We start from the raw sequence: 23,632 nt of genomic DNA, 5'->3' as shown, positions 1-23,632 counted from the left end.
GTTTAAAGAGAATACAAATGGTTAAATTTCACCCATTTTTTGCAAAATCTGCTTTGGGCTTGGTAGAAGGGCGGATAGAATAGATAAGTTATTCTTTTGAAATAGGAAAGCAAAATGAAATTGAGTAAAGTCATTTTAATGACAAGTTTATTCGCAGCAACAAATCTAGTGTCTGCAACAGCTTGGGAAAAAATTAGTGTACCTGTGCAAGGAAAAGCACAATCTATTGGTGGGTATAGCAATGGCTGTATTATTGGCGCTCAACCATTAGCGTTGAAAGGCGAAGGTTATCAAGTTATCCGCTCAATTAAAAATCGCTATTATGGGCACCCACAATTAGTGAGCTATTTACAATCTTTAGGACAGAGAGCCAAAAATGCGGGAATTCCACCTATTTTGATTGGCGATATGGGAATGCCAGCAGGCGGACGTTTTTCTTCAGGGCACGCTAGCCATCAGACAGGGTTGGATGCGGATATTTGGTTGCGTTTCGGGCCAATGGACGATGCAACAGCACGTAATCCAGCTGGTTTAGCAACCATTATGGTTGATCGTGCAACAAATGTGGTTGATGAGCGTTTATGGACAACAAATCACACGCATTTATTAAAATTAGCAGCCACAGATCCTCGAGTGGATCGTATTTTTGTGAACCCTGCAATTAAAGTGAAATTATGTAATACCGCAGGTAAAGATCGTGAATGGTTGCGTAAGATTCGCCCTTGGTATGCTCACGACTCCCATTTCCACGTGCGTTTAACTTGCCCTGCAGATGCTCCAAATTGTGAAAATCAAGCACCTGTTCCAGCTGGAGATGGTTGTGGAGATGAGCTTTATTCGTGGTTTGAACCCGCTAAGCCATCAACATCTAAACCGAAAGATAAAACCTTGCCACAGCCTCCACAACTTTGCCAAATGATTTTATCTTCACAAGGGGTAAACTAAATATTATTGAATACAAGCGGTAAGATTTTAGGAAATTTTTGCAAAAAGTAATCCAAATCTGACCGCTTGTTATTTTTTACGTTTGTTTCCCCAACACTTATGATTTCCCCAACATTAGTAAAACTCGGAACACTGTAATGAGACTCTTTATTGCCGAAAAACCTAGTTTAGGACGAGCCATAGCACAAGTATTGCCAAAACCACATACAAACAGAGATGGCTTTATAGAATGTGGTGAAGGTAATGTGGTTACTTGGTGTATCGGGCATTTGTTGGAGCAAGCCGAACCTGATGTTTATGATGAACGTTTTAAACGTTGGCAAACAGAACATCTTCCTATTATTCCACAACAATGGAAATTAATTCCGAAAAAACAAACCCTTAAACAATTTAAAGTTGTGGAGAAATTGATTAAGCAAGCGGATAGTTTAATTCACGCAGGCGACCCTGATCGTGAAGGGCAGCTACTGGTCGATGAAGTATTTGGTTATCTTAACCTTCCGAGTGAAAAAAAATCGCACATTCAGCGTTGCCTAATTAGTGATCTCAATCCGAATGCGGTTAAAAAAGCAATAGAAAAATTGCAATTTAATCGTGATTTCATACCGCTTGCAACATCAGCATTAGCACGAGCGAGAGCTGATTGGCTCTATGGTATCAATATGACTAGGGCTTATACCATTCAAGGACAAAGAGCAGGTTACAAAGGCGTGCTTTCTGTCGGACGGGTACAAACACCCGTGCTAGGGTTAATTGTTCGGCGTGATTTTGAAATCGAACATTTTGAGCCGAAAGATTATTATGAAGTCTTGGCACATATTGTTGTACCTGAAACCCAAGAGCGATTTACTGCACAATGGCAACCAAGCAAGGCGTGTGAAGATTATCAAGATGATGACGGGCGAGTATTATCAAAAGCCTTAGCAGAAAATGTGGTAAAGCGCATTACTGAACAACCCGCTTTAGTGACTGATTATCAAGATAAAGTAGAGAACGAAACAGCTCCTTTACCTTATTCATTATCAGCATTACAAATTGATGCGGCTCGCCGTTTTGGGCTTTCTGCACAAGCCGTATTAGATATTTGCCAAAAGCTGTATGAAACCCATAAATTGATTACTTATCCACGTTCGGATAATCGTTATTTGCCAGTAGAGCATTTTGCCCAACGACATAAAGTAATGGCTGCGATTGCTCATCATTTGAATGAATATGCGGAAAAGCCTACGGCGGTTAATCCAGAAATAAAAAATCGCTGTTGGAATGATAGTAAGGTTGAAGCTCACCACGCAATTATCCCAACAATGCGTCAGGGAAACGTGCATTTAACTGAAAATGAACGGAGAATTTATCATTTAATTGCTCGTCAATATTTATTGCAATTTTGCCCTGATGCTGAATATCGTAAAGGGAAAATTTCTTTAAGTATTTCTGGTGGTGTTTTTGTTGCTCAAGCTCGTAATTTAATCGTCGCGGGTTGGAAATCTTTATTGGGTAAAGAAGATAGTGAAGAAGTGCTAGAACCACTTTTACCTGTTGTAAAAAAAGATCAACAGCTCCATTGCGAACAGGGAGAAATTGTTGCCAAAAAGACCCAACCGCCACGTTATTTCACCGATGCAACTTTACTTTCCGCAATGACGGGTATTGCTCGTTTTGTGCAAAATAAACAACTCAAAAAAATCTTGCGAGAAACAGACGGATTGGGAACGGAAGCTACTCGTGCCAGCATTATAGAGCTTTTATTTAAACGTGGTTTTTTAATTAAAAAAGGGCGGAACATTCATAGCACAGAGGCTGGTAGAACACTCATCGCATCGTTACCTGATGTAGCAACCTTACCTGATATGACGGCACAATGGGAAATGCAGCTGACGGATATTAGTAAAAAACAGGCAAGCTATCAGCAGTTTATGCAAAATTTAAGCGATAAATTGCCAGAATTACTGTGGTCACCCAATCCACAAACTTTGCAAAATTTAGCGAAAATCAGACCGCTTACAACACCCAAGCGAAGTTATAACTCAACTAAAAAAGCATACAATGCTGAAAAATAAATCGAATAATGGTGTTTTATCAAAATCCCCTTGCAACAAACTTAGGAAATCTATATCATTCCGCTCATCGAAACTAATTCCGCATGTGCGGAATTTTATTTTGAACGAATTTAAGAGAAAACAATGTTAATTAATTTACTTACAATTGCTTATCTTGTTGTTGCTTTATTGATTGTTGGATTTATTTTAATTCAACAAGGTAAAGGTGCAGATGCTGGTGCTTCTTTTGGTGCTGGTGCAGCTGGAACAGTGTTTGGTTCAGCAGGTTCTGCAAATTTTCTATCAAGAACAACCGCTTTATTAGCAGTTATCTTCTTTAGTCTTAGTTTAGTCATCGGCAACTTAAATAGCCACAGTAAAGCACCGACCAGTCAGTTTGGTGACTTAAGCCAAGTGGAACAGAAACAAGAAGTTCCAGCTAAGAAAGAAAATAGTGATATTCCTCAGTAATAAATTTACGCTCTGGTGGTGGAATTGGTAGACACGCTATCTTGAGGGGGTAGTGTCCATAGGATGTGCGAGTTCGAGTCTCGCCCAGAGCACCATTTGACCTTTCGCAACGTTTCGTAACTTGTCGAAAAAATCAAATAAAGCCTTGAATCACAATGTTTCAAGGCTTTTTTCTTATCTTAACCGCTCGTATATTTTCGTTCTCAACCGCAAATTTTAGTAACACTGATAGTAACACAGAAAAAAGCCTTATGGCAAAAGGCTTTTACGCATTTTCTATGATCTTACGACTACACTTTATTAAGCTCAGCATAGAAAGAAATATTGAGGATATGACAAAAATTGATGAAATCTCACCGCTTATTCGGGAGTTTTTGCCAAGTCACTTCATTACGAAGGTAAACTGGTTCGATCTCAATTGCAGATTGCGTTTTCCCTTGCTGATAAGCTTGCTCAGCAAGAGATAGCATATAACGAGCGGATGGTAAGGTAATATCAGTGACAACAAGCGGTAAGTTTGCCTCAGCAAATTGCGAATAGGCAGCCCAGCCTGTTCCAACTACAACGGGATTTCGATCTACTTGAATTTGTTCGATGGCTTTTTCTGGCGAGCAAACTTGCTCAGATACTACTTCAAACCACCCATCTTCATTACGACCAAACTGAGCAAAATAAACTTCATTCATCCGAGCATCAATTAAAGCTACCACTTCGGTTTTTCCTAATTGTTGATAAGCACTTTCCGCCATTGCTAGTAAATTTGATACGGCCACAACAGGTAATTCCGCCCCCAAAGCTAAGCCTTGAGCAATACCAACACCGACACGCACACCAGTAAAACTACCAGGCCCACGTCCAAATGCAAGTAAATCCACTTGCTTTATAGTGAGATTGGCTTGTTTTAATAACTCATCAATCATCGGTAAAATACGTTGTGTGTGAGTTCTTGGGCTCAGTTCATCTAAGGTGGAAATATTTTCTTGATGTAGTAAAGCTACTGAACATGCTTCAGTAGCTGTATCTAAAGCTAAAATTGTTTTCATTATATTGCTCAAAAGGCTGCCCTTGTAGAAGGGCAACTTAATTATTTATCCATTTAATTTACGACGCTGTTCTACTGCCTCTGCTAATTGGAATAATACTTTTTCACTATCTTCCCAGCAAATACAGCCATCCGTAATACTTTGTCCGTAGGTTAATTCTTTCCCTTTTACTAAATCTTGACGACCTTCAACTAAATGGCTCTCAATCATTACACCTGAAATAAAATTTGAACCTCTTGCGATTTGCTCGCAAACAGAATCTGCGACATTTAACTGACGTTTAAACTGTTTTTGGCTGTTTGCGTGGCTAAAGTCGATCATCACATGTGGGCGACGACCTGATTTCTCAATATCCGCACACACTTTTGTAACAGATTCCTCATCATAATTGGTACCATTATCTCCACCACGTAAAATAATATGGCAGTCTGGATTGCCTTGAGTAGAAACGATCGCAGAATGTCCAAATTTAGTCACCGATAAGAAATGATGTGGAGACTCTGCTGCACCAATAGCATCTAAGGCAATTTTTACACTTCCATTTGTACCATTTTTAAAGCCAACAGCACAAGAAAGCCCTGATGCTAATTCACGATGGACTTGTGATTCAGTTGTTCTTGCTCCAATTGCTCCCCAACTCATAAAATCTGCAACATATTGTGGAGTAATCATATCTAAAAATTCACCTGCTGCAGGCACAGTCAGATCATTAATATCCGATAAAACTTTACGTGCAATACGCAACCCATCATTTAAAGCAAAGGTTTCGTTTAGGTAAGGGTCGTTAATTAACCCTTTCCAACCTACCGTTGTACGCGGTTTTTCAAAATAAACACGCATTACCACTTCTAAATTTTGCTTGATTTTCGGGTTTGCACGCATTTCACGAAGTTTTTCTGCATATTCTAATGCAGCTTTTGGATCGTGAATAGAGCAAGGCCCAATTACCACCAATAAGCGATCATCTTTACCATGTAAAATTTTATGAATAGCAGAACGTGCTTTCGATACCGTATCAGCAGCAATATCACTCGCAGGAAAGCGCTCTAATAAAGCAACTGGCGGTAATAATTCTTCAATTTTATTAATACGGACATCATCGTTTCTATAAGTCATACAACATCTCTTTAAATAAGTTAATCACATAAATCCTTTTAACAAATAGCAACTTGCTACCCGTCATCTAAATTGCAATAAATCAGAATAATCCTTATTATTGTCAAACCGTTTTGCACTACCTAGGTAGTACAATAATGCAAAAGATTTTTTATCCTTTGCTATATATCTATTCTCTATTTTAACGAGCCAAAACTTCTCTTTTACCTCGATTATCAGGGCTAGATAAAATCCCTTGCTCCTCAAGCTGATCGATAATGCGAGCAGCTCGGTTAAAACCGAGCGAGAAACGACGTTGAATAGCGCTAATGGAAGTCGCTCCACCATCAATCATAAATTGAGCGACTTCGTCAAAACGTGGATCTAACTCACCGCTACTACGTACACCACCCTCTTCATTGTCATCTTCTTGAGATGCCACAATACTATCAATATAGTTTGGTTTACCTCTGGCTCGCCAGTTATCCGCCACTCGTTGTACATCTTCATCACTCATAAATGCACCGTGAACACGAATAATTTCAGGACTTCCAGCACCTGAATAAAGCATATCACCACGCCCTAATAGACTTTCTGCACCACCTTTATCTAAGATAGTACGAGAATCAATTTGGCTTGCTACTGTAAAGGCAATACGGCTTGGAATATTCGCTTTAATTACTCCTGTAATTACATCGGTAGATGGACGTTGAGTAGCTAAAATCAAATGAATTCCCACCGCTCGGGCTTTTTGAGCAATTCGCATTATATGATCTTCCACCTGCTTACCTGCGGACATCATTAGATCTGCAAACTCATCCACAATTAAAACAATATAACTCATTTTCTCTAATGGTGGTGGTAGAGCATCCATTGTATCGCCAGGTCGCCACAATGGATTTGGGATCGGCAAGCCCATTTCTTCCGCCTGTTTGATTTTGTCATTATAGCCTTCAATATTACGTACACTTAAACTACTTACCAACAAGTAACGGCGTTCCATCTCTTCTACCGCCCAACGTAATGCATTTTCAGCTTTCTTCATATCTGTTACGACGGGAGTAAGTAAATGTGGAATATCGTTATAGATAGATAGCTCCACAACCTTAGGGTCGATCATAATAAAACGAACTTGCTCAGGAGTGAGTTTAAATAATAAACTCAAAATCATTGTATTTACGCCAACGGATTTACCACCACCCGTTTGTCCTGCGACAAGTAAATGAGGCATTTTCGCCATATCAACAACTACAGGCTCGCCACTGATATCTTTTCCTAACGCCATCGGTAAAGTCGCTTTACTATGACGAAACGCATCACTATTTAGCACATCTCTCAACCAAACGGTTTCACGATGGCGATTCGGGGTTTCTATCCCCATATAAGGTTTACCTGGCACAACATCCGTAATACGAATCGCTTTGAAAATTAACGACCGCGCTAAATCACTATCTAAATTTGTGATTTTAGTCGCCTTTACACCCGCGGCTGGCAAAATTTCATAACGGGTTACTACAGGCCCAACAAGCACATCTTCTACGGTCGCTTTTACACCAAAATTTGCTAACTCTTGCTCAATTCTTGCCGACGTTTCACGAATTTCTTGTTCGGTAATTTGCTGCGTTTCTACTTTTCCTTGTGATAAAAGATCCAAGGTTGGTAATGGTGTAGTTGGTTTTTCTACACTTTTTTGGCGTTGCAATAGTGGGTGAACTAACGATTCCCCATAACCTTTCGGATAGCTTAACGATGATGCAGCGGCCGGATTTTCTATATTTTTTGCAACAGATTCCGCAGAACTTACCGCTTGTGTAGGCGGTAAAATGTCTACCTTTGGCATATGATCTACGGGTTCGCTAGAGTCATTCATATCTAGCAAGACAGGACTTGCATCTTGTTGCATAAATTTAGGCTTAACACTTGTTTCATCCTCGAATGATGGCACTGAAATTTTTGGTATAGAAGCACGCTCTATAAATATCTCTGATTCATCATCAACCACTTCTTCCTCAGCTAATTCAGCAACAATCTGTGGTATCGCAGAGGCATTTTCACTATTCAAACGTACCTTAGGAAAAGCATTAGTGTCAGTATCAATCATTTCTTCTGCTTCGAATGATGAAACCTCTTCATTGATAACATTTTCAGTAGTTGGTGCCGTTGCCTGTGGTACAGTGACTTTCGGTAGATTTGTTTGTATCACTTCAGGCTTAAATAAAGAAACATCTGTTATTTCATCAGCGACCAAAGATTGATCTACCACCACAGGTTCTGTTGTAAATTGTTCTGGTGAAACCGTTTTTAAGCCCTTAATTGTTGGGCGAGTAAACACAGACACATCGGTAAACTGCTCGTTTTCTACACGCGGAGAACCAACAGTATCAAGTTCTTCTTGAATATGGTTATTTTCAGCTGTATTTTGTGATTCTGTATATTCTTCGGATTGAGAACTTTGCGATTGCTTATTTTCAGTAATCCAATCATATAAACGATTAAATAATTGAAGTAATACCTGCCCAGAACAGAAATAGAACCCTAGAACCGTTAAAATTAAGCCGACGAGTAATACTCCAAATTGACCGAGAGTTGAGCCAATACTAGAAAATAATATTCCGCCAATAAAACCGCCCGCTAAGTAATAAGCTGAATTTGACAGTAGTACATTAGCAATACCGGCAACTCCAACCATAAAGCAGAGAAAACTTAATGTCCATAATCCAATATGACGTAAATCAATACCAGAAAATAAACGTCCAAGTAATAAGTAACTAGGCACACCAAACAAAGCAAAAGGAATAATAAATGCAACTTTGCCAAACATTGCAAATAATACATCAATAAACCAAGCTCCTAAAAATCCCGTTCTATTTAAGGTATTATCTGTTACGCTACTTGCCACCGACCAAGCATTATCAAGCGGACTATAGCTTGCCCAGGCAATAATTAAATAAATACCTAGCGCAGCTATTAGCAATAGCACAAATTTAACAATATTATCTTTCCCTTTTAAACGCTGAATCACAATAAGTCCTTATTTTAATAACAAATAATTCGTTTGCTTCACTTCTTCCATTACCACATAGGTGCGAGTATCGTTTACCCCTGGTAAACGTAGCAAAGTAGTACCTAACAATTTACGATAAGCAGCCATATCTGCTACTCGTGTTTTGAGCAGGTAGTCAAAATCCCCAGAAACCAAATGGCATTCCTGAATTTCATCAAGCTGCTGTACAGCAATATTGAATTCTTCAAATACATCAGGTTTCCCACGAACTAGAGTAATTTCAACAATAACCAATAACGGAGCTTCCAATAGTTCAGGGTTAAGTAAAGCTCGGTAGCCCATTATGACATTTTGTTTTTCCAAACGCTTGACACGTTCTAGACAAGGTGTCGGTGAAAGCCCTACTCGTTTAGATAAGTCAATATTAGAAATTTTGCCATTACGTTGCAATTCATTAAGAATTTTTAAATCAATGGCATCAAGCGCTTTAGGCAGTTTTTTATTTTCCATTTTTTCTCCTTTCTAGCGTTTTATTCTACTTTTTTCGCCTTTTATTCTGCTTGAACCATTCTACCGAGTTATGTTTATTAGGTCTAAAATTATTTGTAAAAAAATGAAAAAATCCGACCGCTTTGTACGATCGGATATCTCACTGATCGGAAACTAGCCAGCGACTGCAGGTAAAATACCTTTCTCAATTAAGAATGGAATAACCATAATGATAATACCCATAACAAAAGCAATGACCAATCCTACATTACCACCCGCAACACGATATGGTAGATTTGGATGTAATTGTCTTGCTTTCCACGCTAATGCTATAGGTAGCAATAAGCCGTAGAAGGCAAAGAGTAATCCAGCATAACCTAAAGCTGCGATAAAACCATTCGGATAGAACAATGCAAATGCAAGTGGTGGAATAAATGTTAATGGCGTTAATACCACTCGATTATTCGGTAAGTTAAAGCGTTTTAATAGATCACCAACGCCTTCAAAAATTCCCATTGCTACACCTAAAAAAGAGGTGATGAGTGCTAATGATGAGAATAAACGTACCATTTCACCTAAAATTGAACTGCCTGTAATCTGTGTTGTTGCTTTCACTAAACCGTTCAAAGTTGGATCTTGGTTTAGCAAACTAACAAATTCATTTTGACTTAATACACCATGAGTGGCTAATTGCCATAATAAATAAGCTGTGAGTGGAATTAATGTCCCGATAATGACCGCAACACGAATTTTACGAATATCCGCTTCTAAATAGCTATTGATACTTCCCATAATCACATGGAAACCAAAAGACGTGAAGAAAATCGGTACTGCTGAAATCACTAATAAGTTATCTAATGGAATTGCGGTTAAATTCTCTAATTTTGACTTTGGTAACATCATCAATAAGACAAATACAAACGCAATAATCTTACCGATAAAGAGTAATCGGGTTAAACCATCTACCCCCTTAATACCAATAACAACAAAGGTACCAAGAATGAGGGTAAAGAGCAAAACACCAACTTTTAAAGTACTACTCTCATCGCCAAAACTCGGTAATACCCCTGAAAGTAACGAACCGCCACCGGTAATATAAGCAGCCAATAATGCGTAAAGTAAGACTAATAAACTGACTGTCGCCAATACACGACCAATCATTCCGAAATATTGCTCAGCTAAAGAAGCAACACCAACATCTTGCTGTTTTGCCGTTTGGTAAACTTCCATAAAAAGTAAGCCAGTATAAGTTAATAATCCCCATAACCCAACTAACAGCACAACGGTCATGCCAAAGCCCATACCTGCAGAAGTGAGTGGCATTGCCAACATTCCTGCCCCAATTGTTGTCCCTGCAATAATCAAGGCGCTACCTAAAATTTTATTTTTCATATTGTCTCCGAGTTTAGAAGGTGGTGCATTCTAGCAAAAGAAAATAAAATTGTAACGACATATTTTCACTGTAAAAATTAAATTACAAACTGTACAGATTAGTAATACAAAAGATGTAAATTTGCAGGTTATCAGTGGGCAAATACGAGTCAAACATTGAATAAACCAAGTATTCAATCAAAATATGGCATAATATAGCGATTATTTCTTATATTGAGCTCTCCATAATGCGTTCAACCAAACTTTATCAATATCAATTACCCGTAGAAACAGGCATTATCTTACGCCAACGTCGTTTAAAACAGCGTGAAGGCTTTATTGTTCATCTGTTGGATAATGGACGTTCTGGCTGGGGAGAAATAGCGCCCTTACCTGAATTTAGCCACGAAAGTCTTGCAGATGTAGAAAAAGAACTTCGCCACTGGTTAGATATTTGGCAAAGCGGGCAATCCGAACATCTAGATCAATATAGTCCTTCCGTTGCTTTCGGACTCAGTTGTGCATTAGCTGAAATTGAGCAAACATTAGGTGAAAAAGGAAATTATCAAACCGCTCCACTATGTTATGGCGATCCTGATGAGCTTTATGCCAAATTGAATCAAATAACTGGCGAGAAAATTGCGAAAATTAAAGTGGGATTATATGAAGCTAACCGAGATGGGTTAATTGCAGATATGTTTTTAGAAGCAATTCCTGATTTAAAGCTCCGTTTAGATGCTAATCGCTCGTGGACTTTAGAGAAAGCGGTACAATTCGCCAGTAAAATTGCAACAAATAGAAAGCATCGCATTCAGTTTATTGAAGAACCTTGCCGAACACCTGAGCTTTCTCGTCAATTTGCACTCGAAAATCAGTTATCGATTGCTTGGGACGAAAGCGTGCGAGAACCTAATTTCTTGGTAAAAAAAGAGCCAAATCTTACCGCTATTATTATTAAGCCAACTTTAACAGGTTCAATTCAAAAATGTATTAACCTAATTCAGCAGGCTCATCAGCAAGGTATTATTGCGGTCATTAGTTCAAGTATTGAATCTAGTTTAGGGCTAACACAGCTTGCTCGTTTCGCTCACCAATATACGCCGAATACCTTACCAGGGTTAGACACACTTAATTTAATGCAATACCAGCTACTCCGCCCTTGGCAAGGTTCAACTTTACCTTTAGCGACTTTAGATAGTGAATTTATTTGGGATATTTAGTGATAAAAAAGGTTAGTTTTTCAACTAACCTTTTTGAAATAGTTTTGAATTATTTTGCGAATTTTTGTTGTAATTCAGCCTGAATAGTTTGTAATTCAGTAGCAACTTGAAGAAGTTTTTCTGTTTTACCCTTCATTTCATTTTGAAGTTCTGGAGTTGGTTGCCCATCCATTGCTTTAATTGATACTGAAAGTAATTCGCTAGATAAAGATAAGCTCTCTTTTAATTTGTCTTTTAATTTTTGCACTTCTGCATTTTTAATTTCTACTGCATCTAAGCTCTTAATTACATTACCCACTTTTGCAGTAAATTGAGTGAAAGCGCTTTCAATTTGTGCTTTATCTTGTGTTGCAATTTTTTCTTGAAGGCCCGCTTGAAGAGTTGCCATTTCTTTCTCTTGTTCTGCATTCCAAGCTGCTAATTTTTTGAAATCCTCGACACCTTGAGCATCCACTGTTGGTGCTGTGTCTGTTTTTGGTGCTTCAGCTGCCGGTGCTTGCTCCGCTTTTGGAGCTTCCGCTGCTGGTTTAGCTTCTTCTGCTTTCTTCTCTTCTACTTTAGCAGTTTGTGTGGTCTCTGGTTTAGCTGCTGGTGTTTCCACTTTTTTCTCTGCTGGTTTATCACAAGCGGTTAAGAAAAGAGCAAATAACGCTGCTGCACTGATTTTAGTAAATTTATTCATTAGGGAAATCCTTAAAATTAGGGTAATAAAAAAATGCCATCATAAAATGGCATCGCATTGTACTCGCAAATAGACAGGTAAAATATTTTTTGGTTCATTAAAATCAGATTTCATTTTTTATATGAACAAAAAACAATCAAAAACCTAAAGTTTGTTGGATAAACAGTTTCTTTATATGACTATTTTGATTGCTTAATGCAACACCAACCCCTCGCAATAACTTTTTAACAGGATGGTTTCCTGCAAAAAGCTCTTTTAGTCCCTTCATTGCAGTTAATACCTTTACAGCTTCTACTTTACGAAGTCGTTCAAATTGGCGCAAATGTCGGTATTCTCCAATGTCATTACCTTGTTCAAGATGTCGTTTTAATTCAGCTGATAATGTAATAACATCAGCAAAACCTAAATTCACACCAAGTCCTGCTAATGGATGAATGGTATGAGCGGCATCGCCTACCAATGCAATACGAGGTTGTGCAAAATTACGTGCATAGCGAGCAGTAAGCGGGTAGATATGTCGCTCAGTTTGCAATTCACATAGTCCCAATCGGTTATCAAACGCAATCGTTAAAGCTTTATTAAATTCCGTTTCATCAATGTCTGAAAATGTTTTAGCTTGCTCTGGGGGCAATGACCACACAATAGAACAATGATGCGGATCATTAAGAGGAAGAAAAGCCAAAATACTCTCTGGTGAAAAAATCTGGCGTGCCGTTTGTTGATGCGGTTCAGCCGTTTTTACATTAGCGACTAAAGCGGTATGTTGATAATCTTGGCTTACGAGCGGAATATTCGTCTGCCTACGAACCCAAGAATTTGCCCCATCTGCCCCAACCACTAATTTTGTAGCTAACATTTCACCATTTTCTAAGGTTAAAAATGCACCTTGCTCACTTACGCCAAGTGTTTTTGGGTTAGACAAAATGATTTCGACGTTTTTTTGCTGACTAACAATTTGCCATAACGCTGATTGAATTTGCTGATTTTCAATAATAAAGCCTAATTGCTCTAAACCAAGCTGTTTAATGATCGGATCTTGATTATCAAAATGAATATGGGCAAAACTATCCTTTTCCCAAACAAACATTTGTGAATAAGGCGATAACCGTTCCGCAGGAATTTTTTGCCACGCTCCTGTCTGCATCAACATTTGTTGGCTTGAAAAATTGATCGCACTGACTCGATTAGAAATCTCATTGTTAGTTAAAATCGGTGCTGATTTTTCAATAATTTTAATGGTACATTTACTGTCTGCAAGTAAACTGGCTAAAGCCAATCCAACCATACCGCCACCAACAATTACAATATCTGCACTCTTCATTTTACGCCTTCTTATGATGTTTTTCTAAACTGCGATGACGAACCTGTACTTTTTTATCTCGGCTTGTAAAATATTTTGCAAGTTGTTCCGCAATAAATACCGAACGATGCTTTCCTCCTGTGCAACCAATGGCAATCGTCAGATAGCTACGGTTATTTTGCTCCAATGCAGGTAGCCACATTTCTAAATAGTTACGAGTATGATAGATAAAATTGTGAACTTCCGTTTGTCGTTCTAAAAAATCAATCACTGGCTTTTCTAAACCTGTCATAGGGCGAAGTTCTGGATTCCAGTGGGGATTAGGTAAAAAACGCACGTCAAAAACATAATCGGCATCTGGTGGTACACCATATTTAAAACCAAAAGATTCCACTACAATTTGCATTTCTTTTTCTGCCTTACCTCGCAGTAATTCCCTTAGTTTTTCTGCTAGTTCGTGTGCGGAAAGATAAGTAGTATCTATAATATGATTTGCTTGATGGAATAACGGATCTAATAGGGTATTTTCTAATTCAATCGCACTTTCAAGTGATAAATTATCATTTGAGAGTGGATGTACTCGGCGAGAATCGCTGTAGCGGCGAATTAAAGTTTTTCGACCGCAATCTAAAAAAATAATTTTGGTTTCGATATGCTTTGGTAAACGAGAGAGTACATCATCTAAAATTTGTGGATTTTCAGGTAAATTACGAACATCAAGGCTCACCACTGTTGAGCGGTCAGATTTCGCAAAAAAAGCAGCAAGTTCTGGTACGAGAGGTAATGGGATGTTATCCACGCAATAATAGCCCACATCTTCTAGTGCTCGTAGTGCGACTGACTTCCCAGCCCCCGAACGTCCACTAATAATGACCAATTCCATTATGCCTCCATAGTTTCTGAGAGTTCTTGTTCTTCTAAATGCTGTTCGGCATTATGCTGATCTGCATAGTGTAAAATTTGCCAAATATCGTCTGCAGAAGTCGCATTTCGAAGATGCTTAATTAGGTTTTTATCTGATAATTGCTGTGCAATTTGCGGTAAACTTGATTTGTATTGCTCACAATGTTGCTCAGGAAATAAAATCGCATAAATAAGATCCACTTCCTTATTATCCGCTGCATCATAGTCAATCGGTGTTTCTAACTGTAAAAAAACCGCAATCGGTTTTTCTAATTGAATAATATCATTTGAGGGTAATTTAGCGTGCGGAAGAGCCACCCCATTATTTAAAGCCGTAGAGCCTAGCTTTTCTCGTTTAAACAGATTCGCAAAACATTCTATTGGGCAAATCTGTTCAGAGTTATCGCTGTTTAGGGAGCTTGCTACAATTTTTCCCACCAGCTCCAACGCTCGCTTTTTACTTGAGATAAACACACCTTGCTGGATATGCTCAGGCGTTAAAAATTCAGTCAGTTTTGTCATAATTAAATGAAAGCGGTAAGATTTACCATATTTTTTGCAAATCTTACCGCTTATTTCTCATCTTATAGTTTGAATTGCTCGCCTAAATAAACACGTTTTACATCAGGGTTATTGAGTACATCTTCTGGTGTACCACTTGCAATCATTTGACCACTCCCCACAATGTAAGCTCTCTCACATACATCTAATGTTTCGCGTACATTATGGTCTGTAATTAACACGCCTAATCCTCTCTCTTTTAAATTAACAATAATTTTTTTAATATCAATCACAGAGATAGGATCAACCCCTGCAAAAGGTTCATCAAGTAAAATAAATTTAGGATTTGCGGCTAATGCTCGTGCAATTTCAACACGACGGCGTTCTCCACCCGATAAAGATTGCCCTAGGCTATTACGAATATGTTCAATATGAAATTCAGCAATCAATTCATCTGCACGCTCTTTACGCTGCTGTTCATTCAAATCTTTTCGAACTTGCAATACCGCCATCAAATTATCGTAAACACTTAGACGACGAAAGATAGAAGCTTCTTGGGGCAAATAACCAATTCCTTGTTTTGCTCTATCGTGCATTGGTAGCACGCTAATATCTAGATCATCAATACGAATTTTACCTTGATCGTGGCGAACTAACCCAACCACCATATAAAATGTAGTTGTCTTTCCTGCCCCATTCGGACCAAGTAACCCGACAATTTCACCTGCTTTCACATTCAAGCTAACATCTTTGACGACTTGGCGACTTTTATAGCTTTTTGCTAAATGTTCTGCATAAAGCGTTGGCATAAGCTTTACCTATTTCTTCTTTGAATTTTGTTTATTTTCTTGCAACTGTGTTGGAATTAACACCGTTTTGACACGAGATTTACCACCACTAGTGGCTTTAAGTTGTTGTTTTTTCACATCATAAGTAATGCGTTCCGCTTTAATAAAGCTATCTAGCTGTTTTAGCTCCGCATTGCCAATAAGCGTTAAAAATTCAGACCCTAAATCGTAATTCACACTGCTTGCTTTACCATTAACTGGTTTACCATTATCTAAAGTTTGTTGGAAAGTAACAGGTGAGCCATTTGCATCAATCTTTTCTTTTTTACCTTCTTGACGAGTAATTGTCACTTTATTAGCCGTAATTTTGATTGAACCTTGTGTAATCAATACATTATCTGTGAAGACAACGACATTATTATCCATATCGAGTGATTGACTCCCCGAATCAATGTTAATCGGCTGATCGGTATCCCCTTTTAACGCATAAGCAGACATACTCATCGTTAAAAAAGCGGTAAGAAATAGGGATTTTTTTACAAATTTCATTCATTATCCTTATTGATTTTTGGAAGCATCTATCGCTTCGCTATTCTTGATGACAGTCGGCTCAATATAGGTTTTGACATCCTTCTTTAAGGTTGCCACCTGTTTTTTTAAATTTCCGACCAAGCCTGTTCCAGTTGTGATAAATCCCATACCTTTTGATTTTACAACACTTTCGGTAGAAATATCGTAAGTAGATAGATTAACTGATAGCGTATCTGTTTCGATATAGGTTAAACGAGATGTGGCATCTAAGCTCTCAATTTTTATATTGCCTTTTAAATTCAGTATTCTCTCTTTGGTTATTTCGGCATGGTCAGCCGTGACTTTCCATTGTTTAAGTGCTGTTTCAACATCAAATAAATCAAGTAATGGTTTGAAGAACTCCGTCCGTTCTGTGCTTTCATAGCGTTTAATTTCTTCAGCTTCAGCAAAATATTGCGGTTTTCCATTTAAGTCATAAACGGTAGTTTCCATTTTATTTCCAACATATTCCGGCGCACCTTCACGCTTAACCAATTGTGCTAAATCAGCATTATTGCTCTCTTGTTGGCTAAAATACCAACCACCTAAAATAGCGACAATCAATAGTAAAAGTAGATTTAAACGGATATTCATATTCTCTCAATTTCTGCAAAGATAGCGTGCGATTATACATTATAGTAGTTCAATTTTGAAATAATTGTTGTATGGCTTTCTGCTTAACTATATTTCAAATTTATCTGCCATATTACCAACCGCAACATAGAAAGGAAAAATTGATAAAAGTTCCAATAGGAAAAAATAAAGCCCCGATAATACGGGGCTTACTGATACGAAAATGAAAAATTACTTCGCAGCTTTTAACTCTTGGTAATATTTTTCGTAAAGCTCAATCGCTTCACCAACATCGTCTTGCCACTGGCTTTTTTGTAATACTTCTGCAGTTGGATAGATTGATGGATCACTTGTGATCTCTTTTGGCAATACTTCTAACGCTTTTACATTTGATGTTGGGTAACCAATTGCTAACGTTAATTTTTCTGCAACAGGTGCACTTAATAAATAGTTGATTAGCTTATGTGCTGCTTCTGGATTTTTCGCATTTGCAGGAATTGCTAAGGTATCAACCCAAAGCACTGGACCTTCTTTTGGGAAAACCATATCAACTGGTGCTTGTTCTTTTTTCGCAATACGCACAGAACCATTCCATAATTGACCTACGCTGACTTCACCTGAAATAAATGAGTTTGCAGGGTTATCCGAGCTGAACGCTAATACATTTGGGCGTAATTTTAACAACTCTTCATAAGCAGCTTTGATTTCCGCTGGATCTGTCGTATTTGGATTTTTACCTAATTTTAATAAAGCAATATTAAATACTTCACGAGCATCATCTAATAATTGTACTTTATCTTTAAATTCAGGTTTCCATAAATCACCCCACGCAGTGAAATTTTCACCTTTGTAGTCATTTGTATTAAATGCAATACCTGGTGCACCTAATAATTGTGGTAGTGAATATTTATTACCTTTATCGTAAGGTTTGTCTAACCAGTCTGGGTTAAGCTCTTTGATCACAGGTAATTGGCTGTGATCTAACTCTTTTAACATTCCTTCACGAGCCATTTTTGATACAAAGTAGTTACTTGGTGCGATAACATCGTAACCACCATCTTTACCTTGAATCTTTAATTTCGCATACATTGTTTCATTTGATTCAAGACTTGAAACTTCAACTTTAATCCCTGTTTGTTTAGTAAATTCATCTAATAAACCTTCTGGTACGTATTCAGTCCAAGTATAAAGATGTACTGTTTGGTTTGCCATTGCATTTGCACCAAATAGAACCATTCCAGATGTTAAAGCCACAGCCCATTTTTTCATTTAAGTTTTCTCCAATAATGAGTAAAAGAAGCGGTTGGATTTCTCCAAATTTTTACAAGTCTTTAAAAATCAAAGACCGGGGCATTCTAAATGCCCCCCTACATTTTGCAAGCCTTTTATAGCCAAATTGATGATTTTTTAAGCTAACAGTCCCAATTTTGCCAAAAAGAAGAGTGATCTCACCGCTTACATCAGTACCACATCAAACTGATCTTGGTTATAGTAAGGCTCAATTTTAATTTCGACTTTCTTGCCTAAAAAGACTTCCAACTCTGCTAATAAGGCGTGCGATTCTTCGTTAATTAAATATTCGCCAACATTACGAGAAGCATAAACGACATAGCGTTCTGAACGATAAAGGTGATGAACTCGAACAACTTCACGTAAAATTTCATAGCAAACAGTTTCAACCGTTTTAATCGTGCCACGTCCTTTACAAGATGCACAATCACAGCATAATACTCGCTCTAAGCTCTCTCTCGTGCGTTTTCGAGTCATTTCAACTAAACCGAGTTGCGTAAAGCCATTGACATTCGTTTTCACTCGGTCGCCTTTTAAGGCTTCTTGTAAAGAATCTAACACTCGCTGGCGATGCTCTTCATCTTGCATATCAATAAAATCAATAATGATGATGCCACCTAAATTACGAAGTTGTAACTGATGTGCGATTGCTTGAGTCGCTTCGATATTAGTATTAAAAATAGTATGGGCTAAATTACGATGCCCGACAAATGCCCCAGTGTTGATATCAATCGTGGTCATTGCCTCTGTCTGTTCAATGATTAAATAACCGCCCGATTTTAAATCTACCCGCTTATCTAATGCCTTTTGAATACTATCTTCAACTCGATACACATCAAATAAAGGTTGAGTTCCCGTATATAAACTCACGTTATCGGTTAATTCAGGCATAAATTCCGACAGAAACTCTTTAACTTGCTCGTAGGTCATTTTGGAATCAATTTGAATTGATTTGATATGAGTACCCACAAAATCTCGCAATACTCGCTGAGCCAAAGCCAGCTCACCATATAGCATTGATTTAGTCTGATATTTTGCTTTTCTCTCTAATATTTTCCGCCATAATCGTTTCAAAAAAGCGACATCTTGTTGCAAACTTTCTTCGCTCACTTCTTCCGCGGCGGTACGAACAATAAATCCACCTAATTCATCACAATAAGGCTCAACCAATGCTTTTAAACGCTCTCTCTCAGCTTCACTTTCGATTCGTTGCGATACACCAACGTGGCTATTTTCAGGCATAAACACGAGATAACGTGAAGGCAGTGTAATATCCGTAGTGAGTCTAGCCCCTTTTGTACCGAGTGGATCTTTAACCACTTGAACAATAATATCTTGCCCTTCTCGCACTAACTCACTGATGTTTTTCACCACAAATTGTTTCTTTTCGTTTTCATCGACACATTCAGTGTGTGAAACAATATCAGATGCGTGCAAAAACGCGGCTTTTTCTAAACCGATATCCACAAAAGCAGATTGCATTCCTGGTAATACCCGAGTAATTTTCCCTTTATAAATATTACCCACAATCCCCCGCTTTGCTTCTCGTTCTATATGTACTTCTTTTAAAACACCATTTTCAACCAATGCAACCCTTGTTTCACTTGGAGTTACATTAACTAATAATTCTGCACTACTCATCGTACTTTTCTCATTGAGTTAGTTAAACCAAACTTAATGAAGTTTAACACCGACAAGATAAGAAAACAAAAAACAAGATCAAATAAAGCGGTGATTTCTGGCTGCATTTTTACAAATTTCTAAGAAAATCGCTCAAATTTAACTTCTATGTATTAATTCTTGCTAGAATAAGTCCTTTTCAATAATAGTAAATAATAGTAGCTAGGTAGATTATGACTGAACAAACCTTTATTATGGGTAAAGATGCCGCCCTTGAAGATAGTATCGCAAACTTTCAACATAAACTAAAAACCTTAGGCTTTAACATTGAAGAAGCCTCTTGGTTAAATCCTGTTCCAAACGTATGGTCAGTGCATATTCGTGATGCAGACTGTCCTCAATGTTTCTCAAACGGTAAAGGGGCAAGTAAAAAAGCCGCTTTAGCATCTGCTTTAGGCGAATACTTTGAGCGTTTATCAACTAACTACTTCTGGGCAGATTTCTATTTAGGTCAAGAAATTGCGAATGGCGAATTTGTGCATTATCCATCAGAAAAATGGTTCCCGATTGAAGATGAAGAACAATTACCTGAAGGGATTTTAGATGACTTCTTACTGGATTACTTCGATCCTAACGGTGATCTAACGCCAGATCTTCTCGTTGATTTACAATCAGGTAATTATGATCGTGGTATCGTTGCTTTACCGTACACTCGCCAATCTGACAATCAAACCGTTTATATTCCACAAAGTATTGTTGCGAACTTATTCGTTTCAAATGGAATGTCTGCGGGTAACACCAAAAATGAAGCTCGAGTTCAAGGTTTATCTGAAGTTTTTGAGCGTTTTGTAAAAAATCGTATTATCACTGAAGCGATTAGCTTACCTGAAATTCCACAAAGCGTTATTGATGGCTATCCAACTATCAAAGCCTCTATTGAAAAATTAGAGCAAGAGGGTTTCCCGATTCTCTGCTATGACGCCTCATTAGGCGGTGAATTCCCTGTAATTTGTGTCATTCTACTCAATCCAAATAACGGGACTTGTTTCGCCTCTTTCGGTGCTCACCCAAATTTCCAAGTTGCATTTGAACGTACCGTTACCGAATTATTACAAGGACGTAGCTTAAAAGATTTAGACGTTTTCGCTCCGCCATCATTCAACAATGACGATGTAGCCGATCACGCAAATCTTGAAACACACTTTATCGACTCAAGCGGTCTGATTTCTTGGGATCTTTTCAAATCTGAAGCGGACTATGATTTCGTACATTGGGATTTCTCTGGTACAACTGAACAAGAATTTAGCAACTTAATCGCAATCTTCAACAAATATGAACAACCTGTTTATATTATGGATTACGAACATTTAGGTGTATATGCCTGCCGTATTCTTGCACCAAGTATGTCAAATATTTATCCATCTGATGACCTAATCTATGCCAATAACAATATGGGAATGGATTGGCGTGAAATTCTGCTTGATCTCCCTTATTTCCACCACGATAAAGAAACTTATCAAGAACTGCTCGATGAATTAGATGAACAAAGTATTGATGATATGACTCGTGTGCGTGAGTTTTTAGGCATCGTGGCAGAAAAAGGCTCTGCAATGCAAACCTTGCGTATTGGTGAATTAAAATCAATGCTCCATCTTGCATTAGGTAATTTAGAAGAAGCACTTGATTGGGCTAACTGGACGGCAAATATGAATGCAACCGTATTCAGTGCAGAACGTAATAACTATTACCGCTGCCTAATTAGCAGTATTGAACTGTTCTTAGATAAAAGTCGTGAGCCTAAACAATATCGCAATGTATTTGAGAAAATGTATGGCAAAGATGCGGTTGATTTTGCTTGGTCAGCAGTACAAGGCGGTAATCCATTCAATGGTTTACAGGGTGCCGATGAATCACTTGAAAGCCTAAAAGCACACCAAAAACTGCTAAATGCTTACCGCAAACTGCAAAAAGCGAAAGTAAATCCTATCGCTCGTTAGGTCATCGCATTAAAAGAGATTAGATTCTTGGATTATTCAGAAAGGATTTAATCTCTTCCCTATTAATTCCCGATAAAGAGAATCTCAGATAAAAAAAACCCTACCATAAGGTAGGGCTTTAAAGGATAGCGAATGCACGCTAAGGAGAAAATATGTCTAAACTATTTTGCAAGTTTTTGACGAATTGCATTCGCTAATTCGGTGCTAACTTTTTCAAAGTGAGCTAATTGTCTTTCTACAATTTCAGGTACGGTTACACCTGATAAACCTGCCGCAAAGTTACCTGCTAAGCGATCTTTCTCTTCAGCCGTGAAGATGTTGTAAAGTGCTGCTGGTTGTGAATAGTAATCTTCATCATACTCACGGAAGTCAAAGTGTGCCGCTTCACGTTCAATTTGTAATGGTAATTGATCGTGTGTTGGAACATAAGTATCAAAACGGTTTGGTGCATAGTTAGGGTTGTTGCCACCATTTGCATCTACACGCATTGCACCATCACGATGAGTTGTGTGATATGGGCATTTTGGTGCATTTACAGGAATTTGGTGATGGTTTACACCTAAACGGTAACGTTGTGCATCTTGATAAGAGAACAAACGACCTTGTAACATACGGTCTGGAGAGAAACCAATTCCAGGAACGATGTTAGATGGAGCAAATGCAGCTTGCTCTACTTCTGCAAAGTAGTTCACTGGGTTACGATTTAACTCTAACACACCAACTTCAATAACTGGGTAATCTGCATGTGGCCATACTTTTGTTAAGTCAAAAGCATAGTTATGTTTGTGAGCATCAGCTTCTGGCATAATTTGCACTTGAACAGTCCAGCGAGGGAATTCACCACGTTCGATTGCTTCATATAAATCTTGTTGGCTTGATTCACGGTTTTCACCCACAACTTTCGCTGCTTCCTCGTTAGTGAAGAATTTGTGGCCTTGTTGCGTTTTGAAGTGGAATTTAACCCAGAAACGCTCATTTGCAGCATTTACAAAGCTATATGTATGGCTACCATAACCGTTCATATGACGTAATGTTGCAGGAATACCACGATCTGAGAACAATGTCATAATTTGGTGCATTGACTCAGGGTGACGTGACCAGAAATCCCATGCCGCATCCGCATCACGCAAGTTAGTTTGTGGATTACGTTTTTGTGTGTGAATGAAATCAGGGAATTTTAATGGATCACGAATAAAGAATACTGGTGTATTATTACCCACTAAGTCCCAGTTACCTTGTTCTGTGTAGAATTTTAATGAAAAACCACGTACATCACGCTCTGCATCTGCTGCACCACGCTCACCTGCTACAGTTGAGAAACGTAATAATACTTCAGTTTCTGCACCTGGTTTGAATACTGCTGCTTTAGTGTATTTGGTAATATCTGCAGTCACTTTAAATGTACCATAAGCCGCAGAACCTTTAGCGTGAACAACACGCTCAGGAATACGCTCACGAGCAAAGTGTGCTAATTTTTCTTGAAACCAAACATCTTGTAATAGTAATGGACCCCGTGGACCAGCAGACATAGTGTTATCGTTATCAACAACTGGTGCACCAGCTGCGTTAGTTAATGTTTTTGATCCGTGATCAAAAGGACATTTTGACATAATAAGGTACTCCTCAAAAATAGGGTTAAATAATTTGCAAAGCGGATTATACGTAGCCCCTTTTATTTCTCAATCTATTAATTCGATAAAATATAACTATCAAAAACAAAAAATCAATAGCTTT

General features: G+C 38.2%; 20 protein-coding genes and 1 tRNA gene. 6 read left to right on the top strand and 15 right to left on the bottom strand.

Features of this window, described 5'->3' with window-relative positions:
- Positions 1–114 precede the first annotated feature (114 nt).
- The 4 genes from mepA (at position 115) to A1D26_RS07450 (ending at position 3,547) form a co-directional block, all read left to right on the top strand.
- Positions 115–945 carry a penicillin-insensitive murein endopeptidase gene (gene mepA / locus A1D26_RS07465; protein WP_157403426.1) on the top strand — a complete coding sequence of 277 codons (831 nt, stop codon included), beginning with the start codon at positions 115–117 and terminating at the stop codon, positions 943–945.
- 137 nt (positions 946–1,082) lie between these two features.
- A complete protein-coding gene (locus A1D26_RS07460) occupies positions 1,083–3,002 on the top strand; it encodes a DNA topoisomerase III (protein WP_157403425.1) in 1,920 nt (639 codons plus the stop codon).
- 123 nt (positions 3,003–3,125) lie between these two features.
- A complete protein-coding gene (gene secG, locus A1D26_RS07455; protein WP_157403424.1) occupies positions 3,126–3,452 on the top strand; it encodes a preprotein translocase subunit SecG in 327 nt (108 codons plus the stop codon).
- A gap of 9 nt (positions 3,453–3,461) precedes the next feature.
- A tRNA-Leu gene (locus tag A1D26_RS07450) sits at positions 3,462–3,547 on the top strand.
- 258 nt (positions 3,548–3,805) lie between these two features.
- Here the strand turns inward: A1D26_RS07450 and tsaB are convergent.
- The 5 genes from tsaB to A1D26_RS07425 all read right to left on the bottom strand — a co-directional run bounded on the left by tsaB (position 3,806) and on the right by A1D26_RS07425 (position 10,475).
- The gene (gene tsaB / locus A1D26_RS07445) at positions 3,806–4,498 is read right to left on the bottom strand and encodes a tRNA (adenosine(37)-N6)-threonylcarbamoyltransferase complex dimerization subunit type 1 TsaB (protein WP_157403500.1); all 693 of its coding nucleotides are present in this window, start codon (positions 4,496–4,498) and stop codon (positions 3,806–3,808) included.
- Between the two features lie 42 nt (positions 4,499–4,540).
- Positions 4,541–5,611 (bottom strand): 3-deoxy-7-phosphoheptulonate synthase AroG, encoded by a 1,071-nt coding sequence (gene aroG / locus A1D26_RS07440; protein WP_157403423.1) that lies wholly within the window; start codon positions 5,609–5,611, stop codon positions 4,541–4,543.
- 181 nt (positions 5,612–5,792) lie between these two features.
- The gene (locus A1D26_RS07435; protein ID WP_408647468.1) at positions 5,793–8,609 is read right to left on the bottom strand and encodes a DNA translocase FtsK; all 2,817 of its coding nucleotides are present in this window, start codon (positions 8,607–8,609) and stop codon (positions 5,793–5,795) included.
- A gap of 12 nt (positions 8,610–8,621) precedes the next feature.
- Entirely contained in the window at positions 8,622–9,104 is a 483-nt protein-coding gene (lrp, locus tag A1D26_RS07430) for a leucine-responsive transcriptional regulator Lrp (RefSeq protein ID WP_157403421.1), read from the bottom strand.
- A 153-nt stretch (positions 9,105–9,257) separates the two neighbouring features.
- The gene (locus tag A1D26_RS07425) at positions 9,258–10,475 is read right to left on the bottom strand and encodes an aromatic amino acid transport family protein (protein ID WP_157403420.1); all 1,218 of its coding nucleotides are present in this window, start codon (positions 10,473–10,475) and stop codon (positions 9,258–9,260) included.
- A 227-nt stretch (positions 10,476–10,702) separates the two neighbouring features.
- Between A1D26_RS07425 and menC the strand changes: the two genes are divergently transcribed.
- Positions 10,703–11,674, top strand: a complete 972-nt coding sequence (gene menC, locus A1D26_RS07420; protein WP_157403419.1) for an o-succinylbenzoate synthase — start codon at positions 10,703–10,705, stop codon at positions 11,672–11,674.
- Between the two features lie 49 nt (positions 11,675–11,723).
- Here menC and A1D26_RS07415 read toward each other — a convergent pair whose 3' ends face one another.
- From A1D26_RS07415 to rng, 9 genes are all read right to left on the bottom strand, one after another.
- Positions 11,724–12,356, bottom strand: coding sequence for a lipoprotein HlpB (locus A1D26_RS07415; RefSeq protein WP_157403418.1), 633 nt, complete (start codon positions 12,354–12,356; stop codon positions 11,724–11,726).
- A 136-nt stretch (positions 12,357–12,492) separates the two neighbouring features.
- Positions 12,493–13,677, bottom strand: coding sequence for an FAD-dependent monooxygenase (locus A1D26_RS07410; RefSeq protein WP_157403417.1), 1,185 nt, complete (start codon positions 13,675–13,677; stop codon positions 12,493–12,495).
- Between the two features lies 1 nt (position 13,678).
- On the bottom strand, positions 13,679–14,539 hold the full coding sequence (gene rapZ / locus A1D26_RS07405; RefSeq protein WP_157403416.1) for an RNase adapter RapZ: 861 nt from the start codon (positions 14,537–14,539) through the stop codon (positions 13,679–13,681).
- Complete coding sequence (locus A1D26_RS07400; RefSeq protein ID WP_157403415.1) at positions 14,539–15,081, bottom strand: PTS sugar transporter subunit IIA; 543 nt, start codon at positions 15,079–15,081, stop codon at positions 14,539–14,541. Before A1D26_RS07400 ends, rapZ begins: the two co-directional genes overlap by 1 nt.
- A gap of 62 nt (positions 15,082–15,143) precedes the next feature.
- A complete protein-coding gene (gene lptB, locus A1D26_RS07395; protein WP_157403414.1) occupies positions 15,144–15,869 on the bottom strand; it encodes an LPS export ABC transporter ATP-binding protein in 726 nt (241 codons plus the stop codon).
- Positions 15,870–15,878: 9 nt separating this feature from the next.
- Positions 15,879–16,397: a lipopolysaccharide transport periplasmic protein LptA gene (lptA, locus tag A1D26_RS07390; protein WP_157403413.1), complete on the bottom strand. Its 519-nt coding sequence runs from the start codon at positions 16,395–16,397 to the stop codon at positions 15,879–15,881.
- 9 nt (positions 16,398–16,406) lie between these two features.
- Complete coding sequence (gene lptC / locus A1D26_RS07385) at positions 16,407–17,012, bottom strand: LPS export ABC transporter periplasmic protein LptC (protein ID WP_157403412.1); 606 nt, start codon at positions 17,010–17,012, stop codon at positions 16,407–16,409.
- A 210-nt stretch (positions 17,013–17,222) separates the two neighbouring features.
- Positions 17,223–18,227, bottom strand: coding sequence for an extracellular solute-binding protein (locus A1D26_RS07380; RefSeq protein ID WP_394370205.1), 1,005 nt, complete (start codon positions 18,225–18,227; stop codon positions 17,223–17,225).
- A gap of 219 nt (positions 18,228–18,446) precedes the next feature.
- The gene (rng, locus tag A1D26_RS07375) at positions 18,447–19,922 is read right to left on the bottom strand and encodes a ribonuclease G (RefSeq protein WP_157403410.1); all 1,476 of its coding nucleotides are present in this window, start codon (positions 19,920–19,922) and stop codon (positions 18,447–18,449) included.
- Positions 19,923–20,134: 212 nt separating this feature from the next.
- Between rng and ycaO the strand changes: the two genes are divergently transcribed.
- Positions 20,135–21,898 (top strand): 30S ribosomal protein S12 methylthiotransferase accessory factor YcaO, encoded by a 1,764-nt coding sequence (gene ycaO, locus A1D26_RS07370; protein WP_157403409.1) that lies wholly within the window; start codon positions 20,135–20,137, stop codon positions 21,896–21,898.
- A 161-nt stretch (positions 21,899–22,059) separates the two neighbouring features.
- Here the strand turns inward: ycaO and A1D26_RS07365 are convergent, their stop codons facing one another.
- A complete protein-coding gene (locus A1D26_RS07365; RefSeq protein WP_157403408.1) occupies positions 22,060–23,508 on the bottom strand; it encodes a catalase in 1,449 nt (482 codons plus the stop codon).
- Positions 23,509–23,632 lie beyond the last annotated feature (124 nt).

This window comes from Ursidibacter maritimus (assembly GCF_009761395.1).
GTDB classification, from domain to species: Bacteria; Pseudomonadota; Gammaproteobacteria; order Enterobacterales; family Pasteurellaceae; genus Ursidibacter; species Ursidibacter maritimus.
The sequence above is the reverse complement of the archived record's forward strand: the minus strand, read 5'-3'. Positions and strand labels throughout refer to the sequence as shown.

Bases quoted from the DNA above. Each gene is read 5' to 3' on its own strand.
- mepA (WP_157403426.1), top strand. From the start codon at position 115: ATGAAATTGAGTAAAGTCATTTTAATGACAAGTTTATTCGCAGCAACA.
- A1D26_RS07460 (WP_157403425.1), top strand. From the start codon at position 1,083: ATGAGACTCTTTATTGCCGAAAAACCTAGTTTAGGACGAGCCATAGCA.
- secG (WP_157403424.1), top strand. From the start codon at position 3,126: ATGTTAATTAATTTACTTACAATTGCTTATCTTGTTGTTGCTTTATTG.
- aroG (WP_157403423.1), bottom strand. From the start codon at position 5,611: ATGACTTATAGAAACGATGATGTCCGTATTAATAAAATTGAAGAATTA.
- lrp (WP_157403421.1), bottom strand. From the start codon at position 9,104: ATGGAAAATAAAAAACTGCCTAAAGCGCTTGATGCCATTGATTTAAAA.
- A1D26_RS07425 (WP_157403420.1), bottom strand. From the start codon at position 10,475: ATGAAAAATAAAATTTTAGGTAGCGCCTTGATTATTGCAGGGACAACA.
- menC (WP_157403419.1), top strand. From the start codon at position 10,703: ATGCGTTCAACCAAACTTTATCAATATCAATTACCCGTAGAAACAGGC.
- A1D26_RS07415 (WP_157403418.1), bottom strand. From the start codon at position 12,356: ATGAATAAATTTACTAAAATCAGTGCAGCAGCGTTATTTGCTCTTTTC.
- A1D26_RS07410 (WP_157403417.1), bottom strand. From the start codon at position 13,677: ATGAAGAGTGCAGATATTGTAATTGTTGGTGGCGGTATGGTTGGATTG.
- rapZ (WP_157403416.1), bottom strand. From the start codon at position 14,539: ATGGAATTGGTCATTATTAGTGGACGTTCGGGGGCTGGGAAGTCAGTC.
- A1D26_RS07400 (WP_157403415.1), bottom strand. From the start codon at position 15,081: ATGACAAAACTGACTGAATTTTTAACGCCTGAGCATATCCAGCAAGGT.
- lptB (WP_157403414.1), bottom strand. From the start codon at position 15,869: ATGCCAACGCTTTATGCAGAACATTTAGCAAAAAGCTATAAAAGTCGC.
- lptA (WP_157403413.1), bottom strand. From the start codon at position 16,397: ATGAAATTTGTAAAAAAATCCCTATTTCTTACCGCTTTTTTAACGATG.
- lptC (WP_157403412.1), bottom strand. From the start codon at position 17,012: ATGAATATCCGTTTAAATCTACTTTTACTATTGATTGTCGCTATTTTA.
- A1D26_RS07380 (WP_394370205.1), bottom strand. From the start codon at position 18,227: ATGGTTCTATTTGGTGCAAATGCAATGGCAAACCAAACAGTACATCTT.
- rng (WP_157403410.1), bottom strand. From the start codon at position 19,922: ATGAGTAGTGCAGAATTATTAGTTAATGTAACTCCAAGTGAAACAAGG.
- ycaO (WP_157403409.1), top strand. From the start codon at position 20,135: ATGACTGAACAAACCTTTATTATGGGTAAAGATGCCGCCCTTGAAGAT.
- A1D26_RS07365 (WP_157403408.1), bottom strand. From the start codon at position 23,508: ATGTCAAAATGTCCTTTTGATCACGGATCAAAAACATTAACTAACGCA.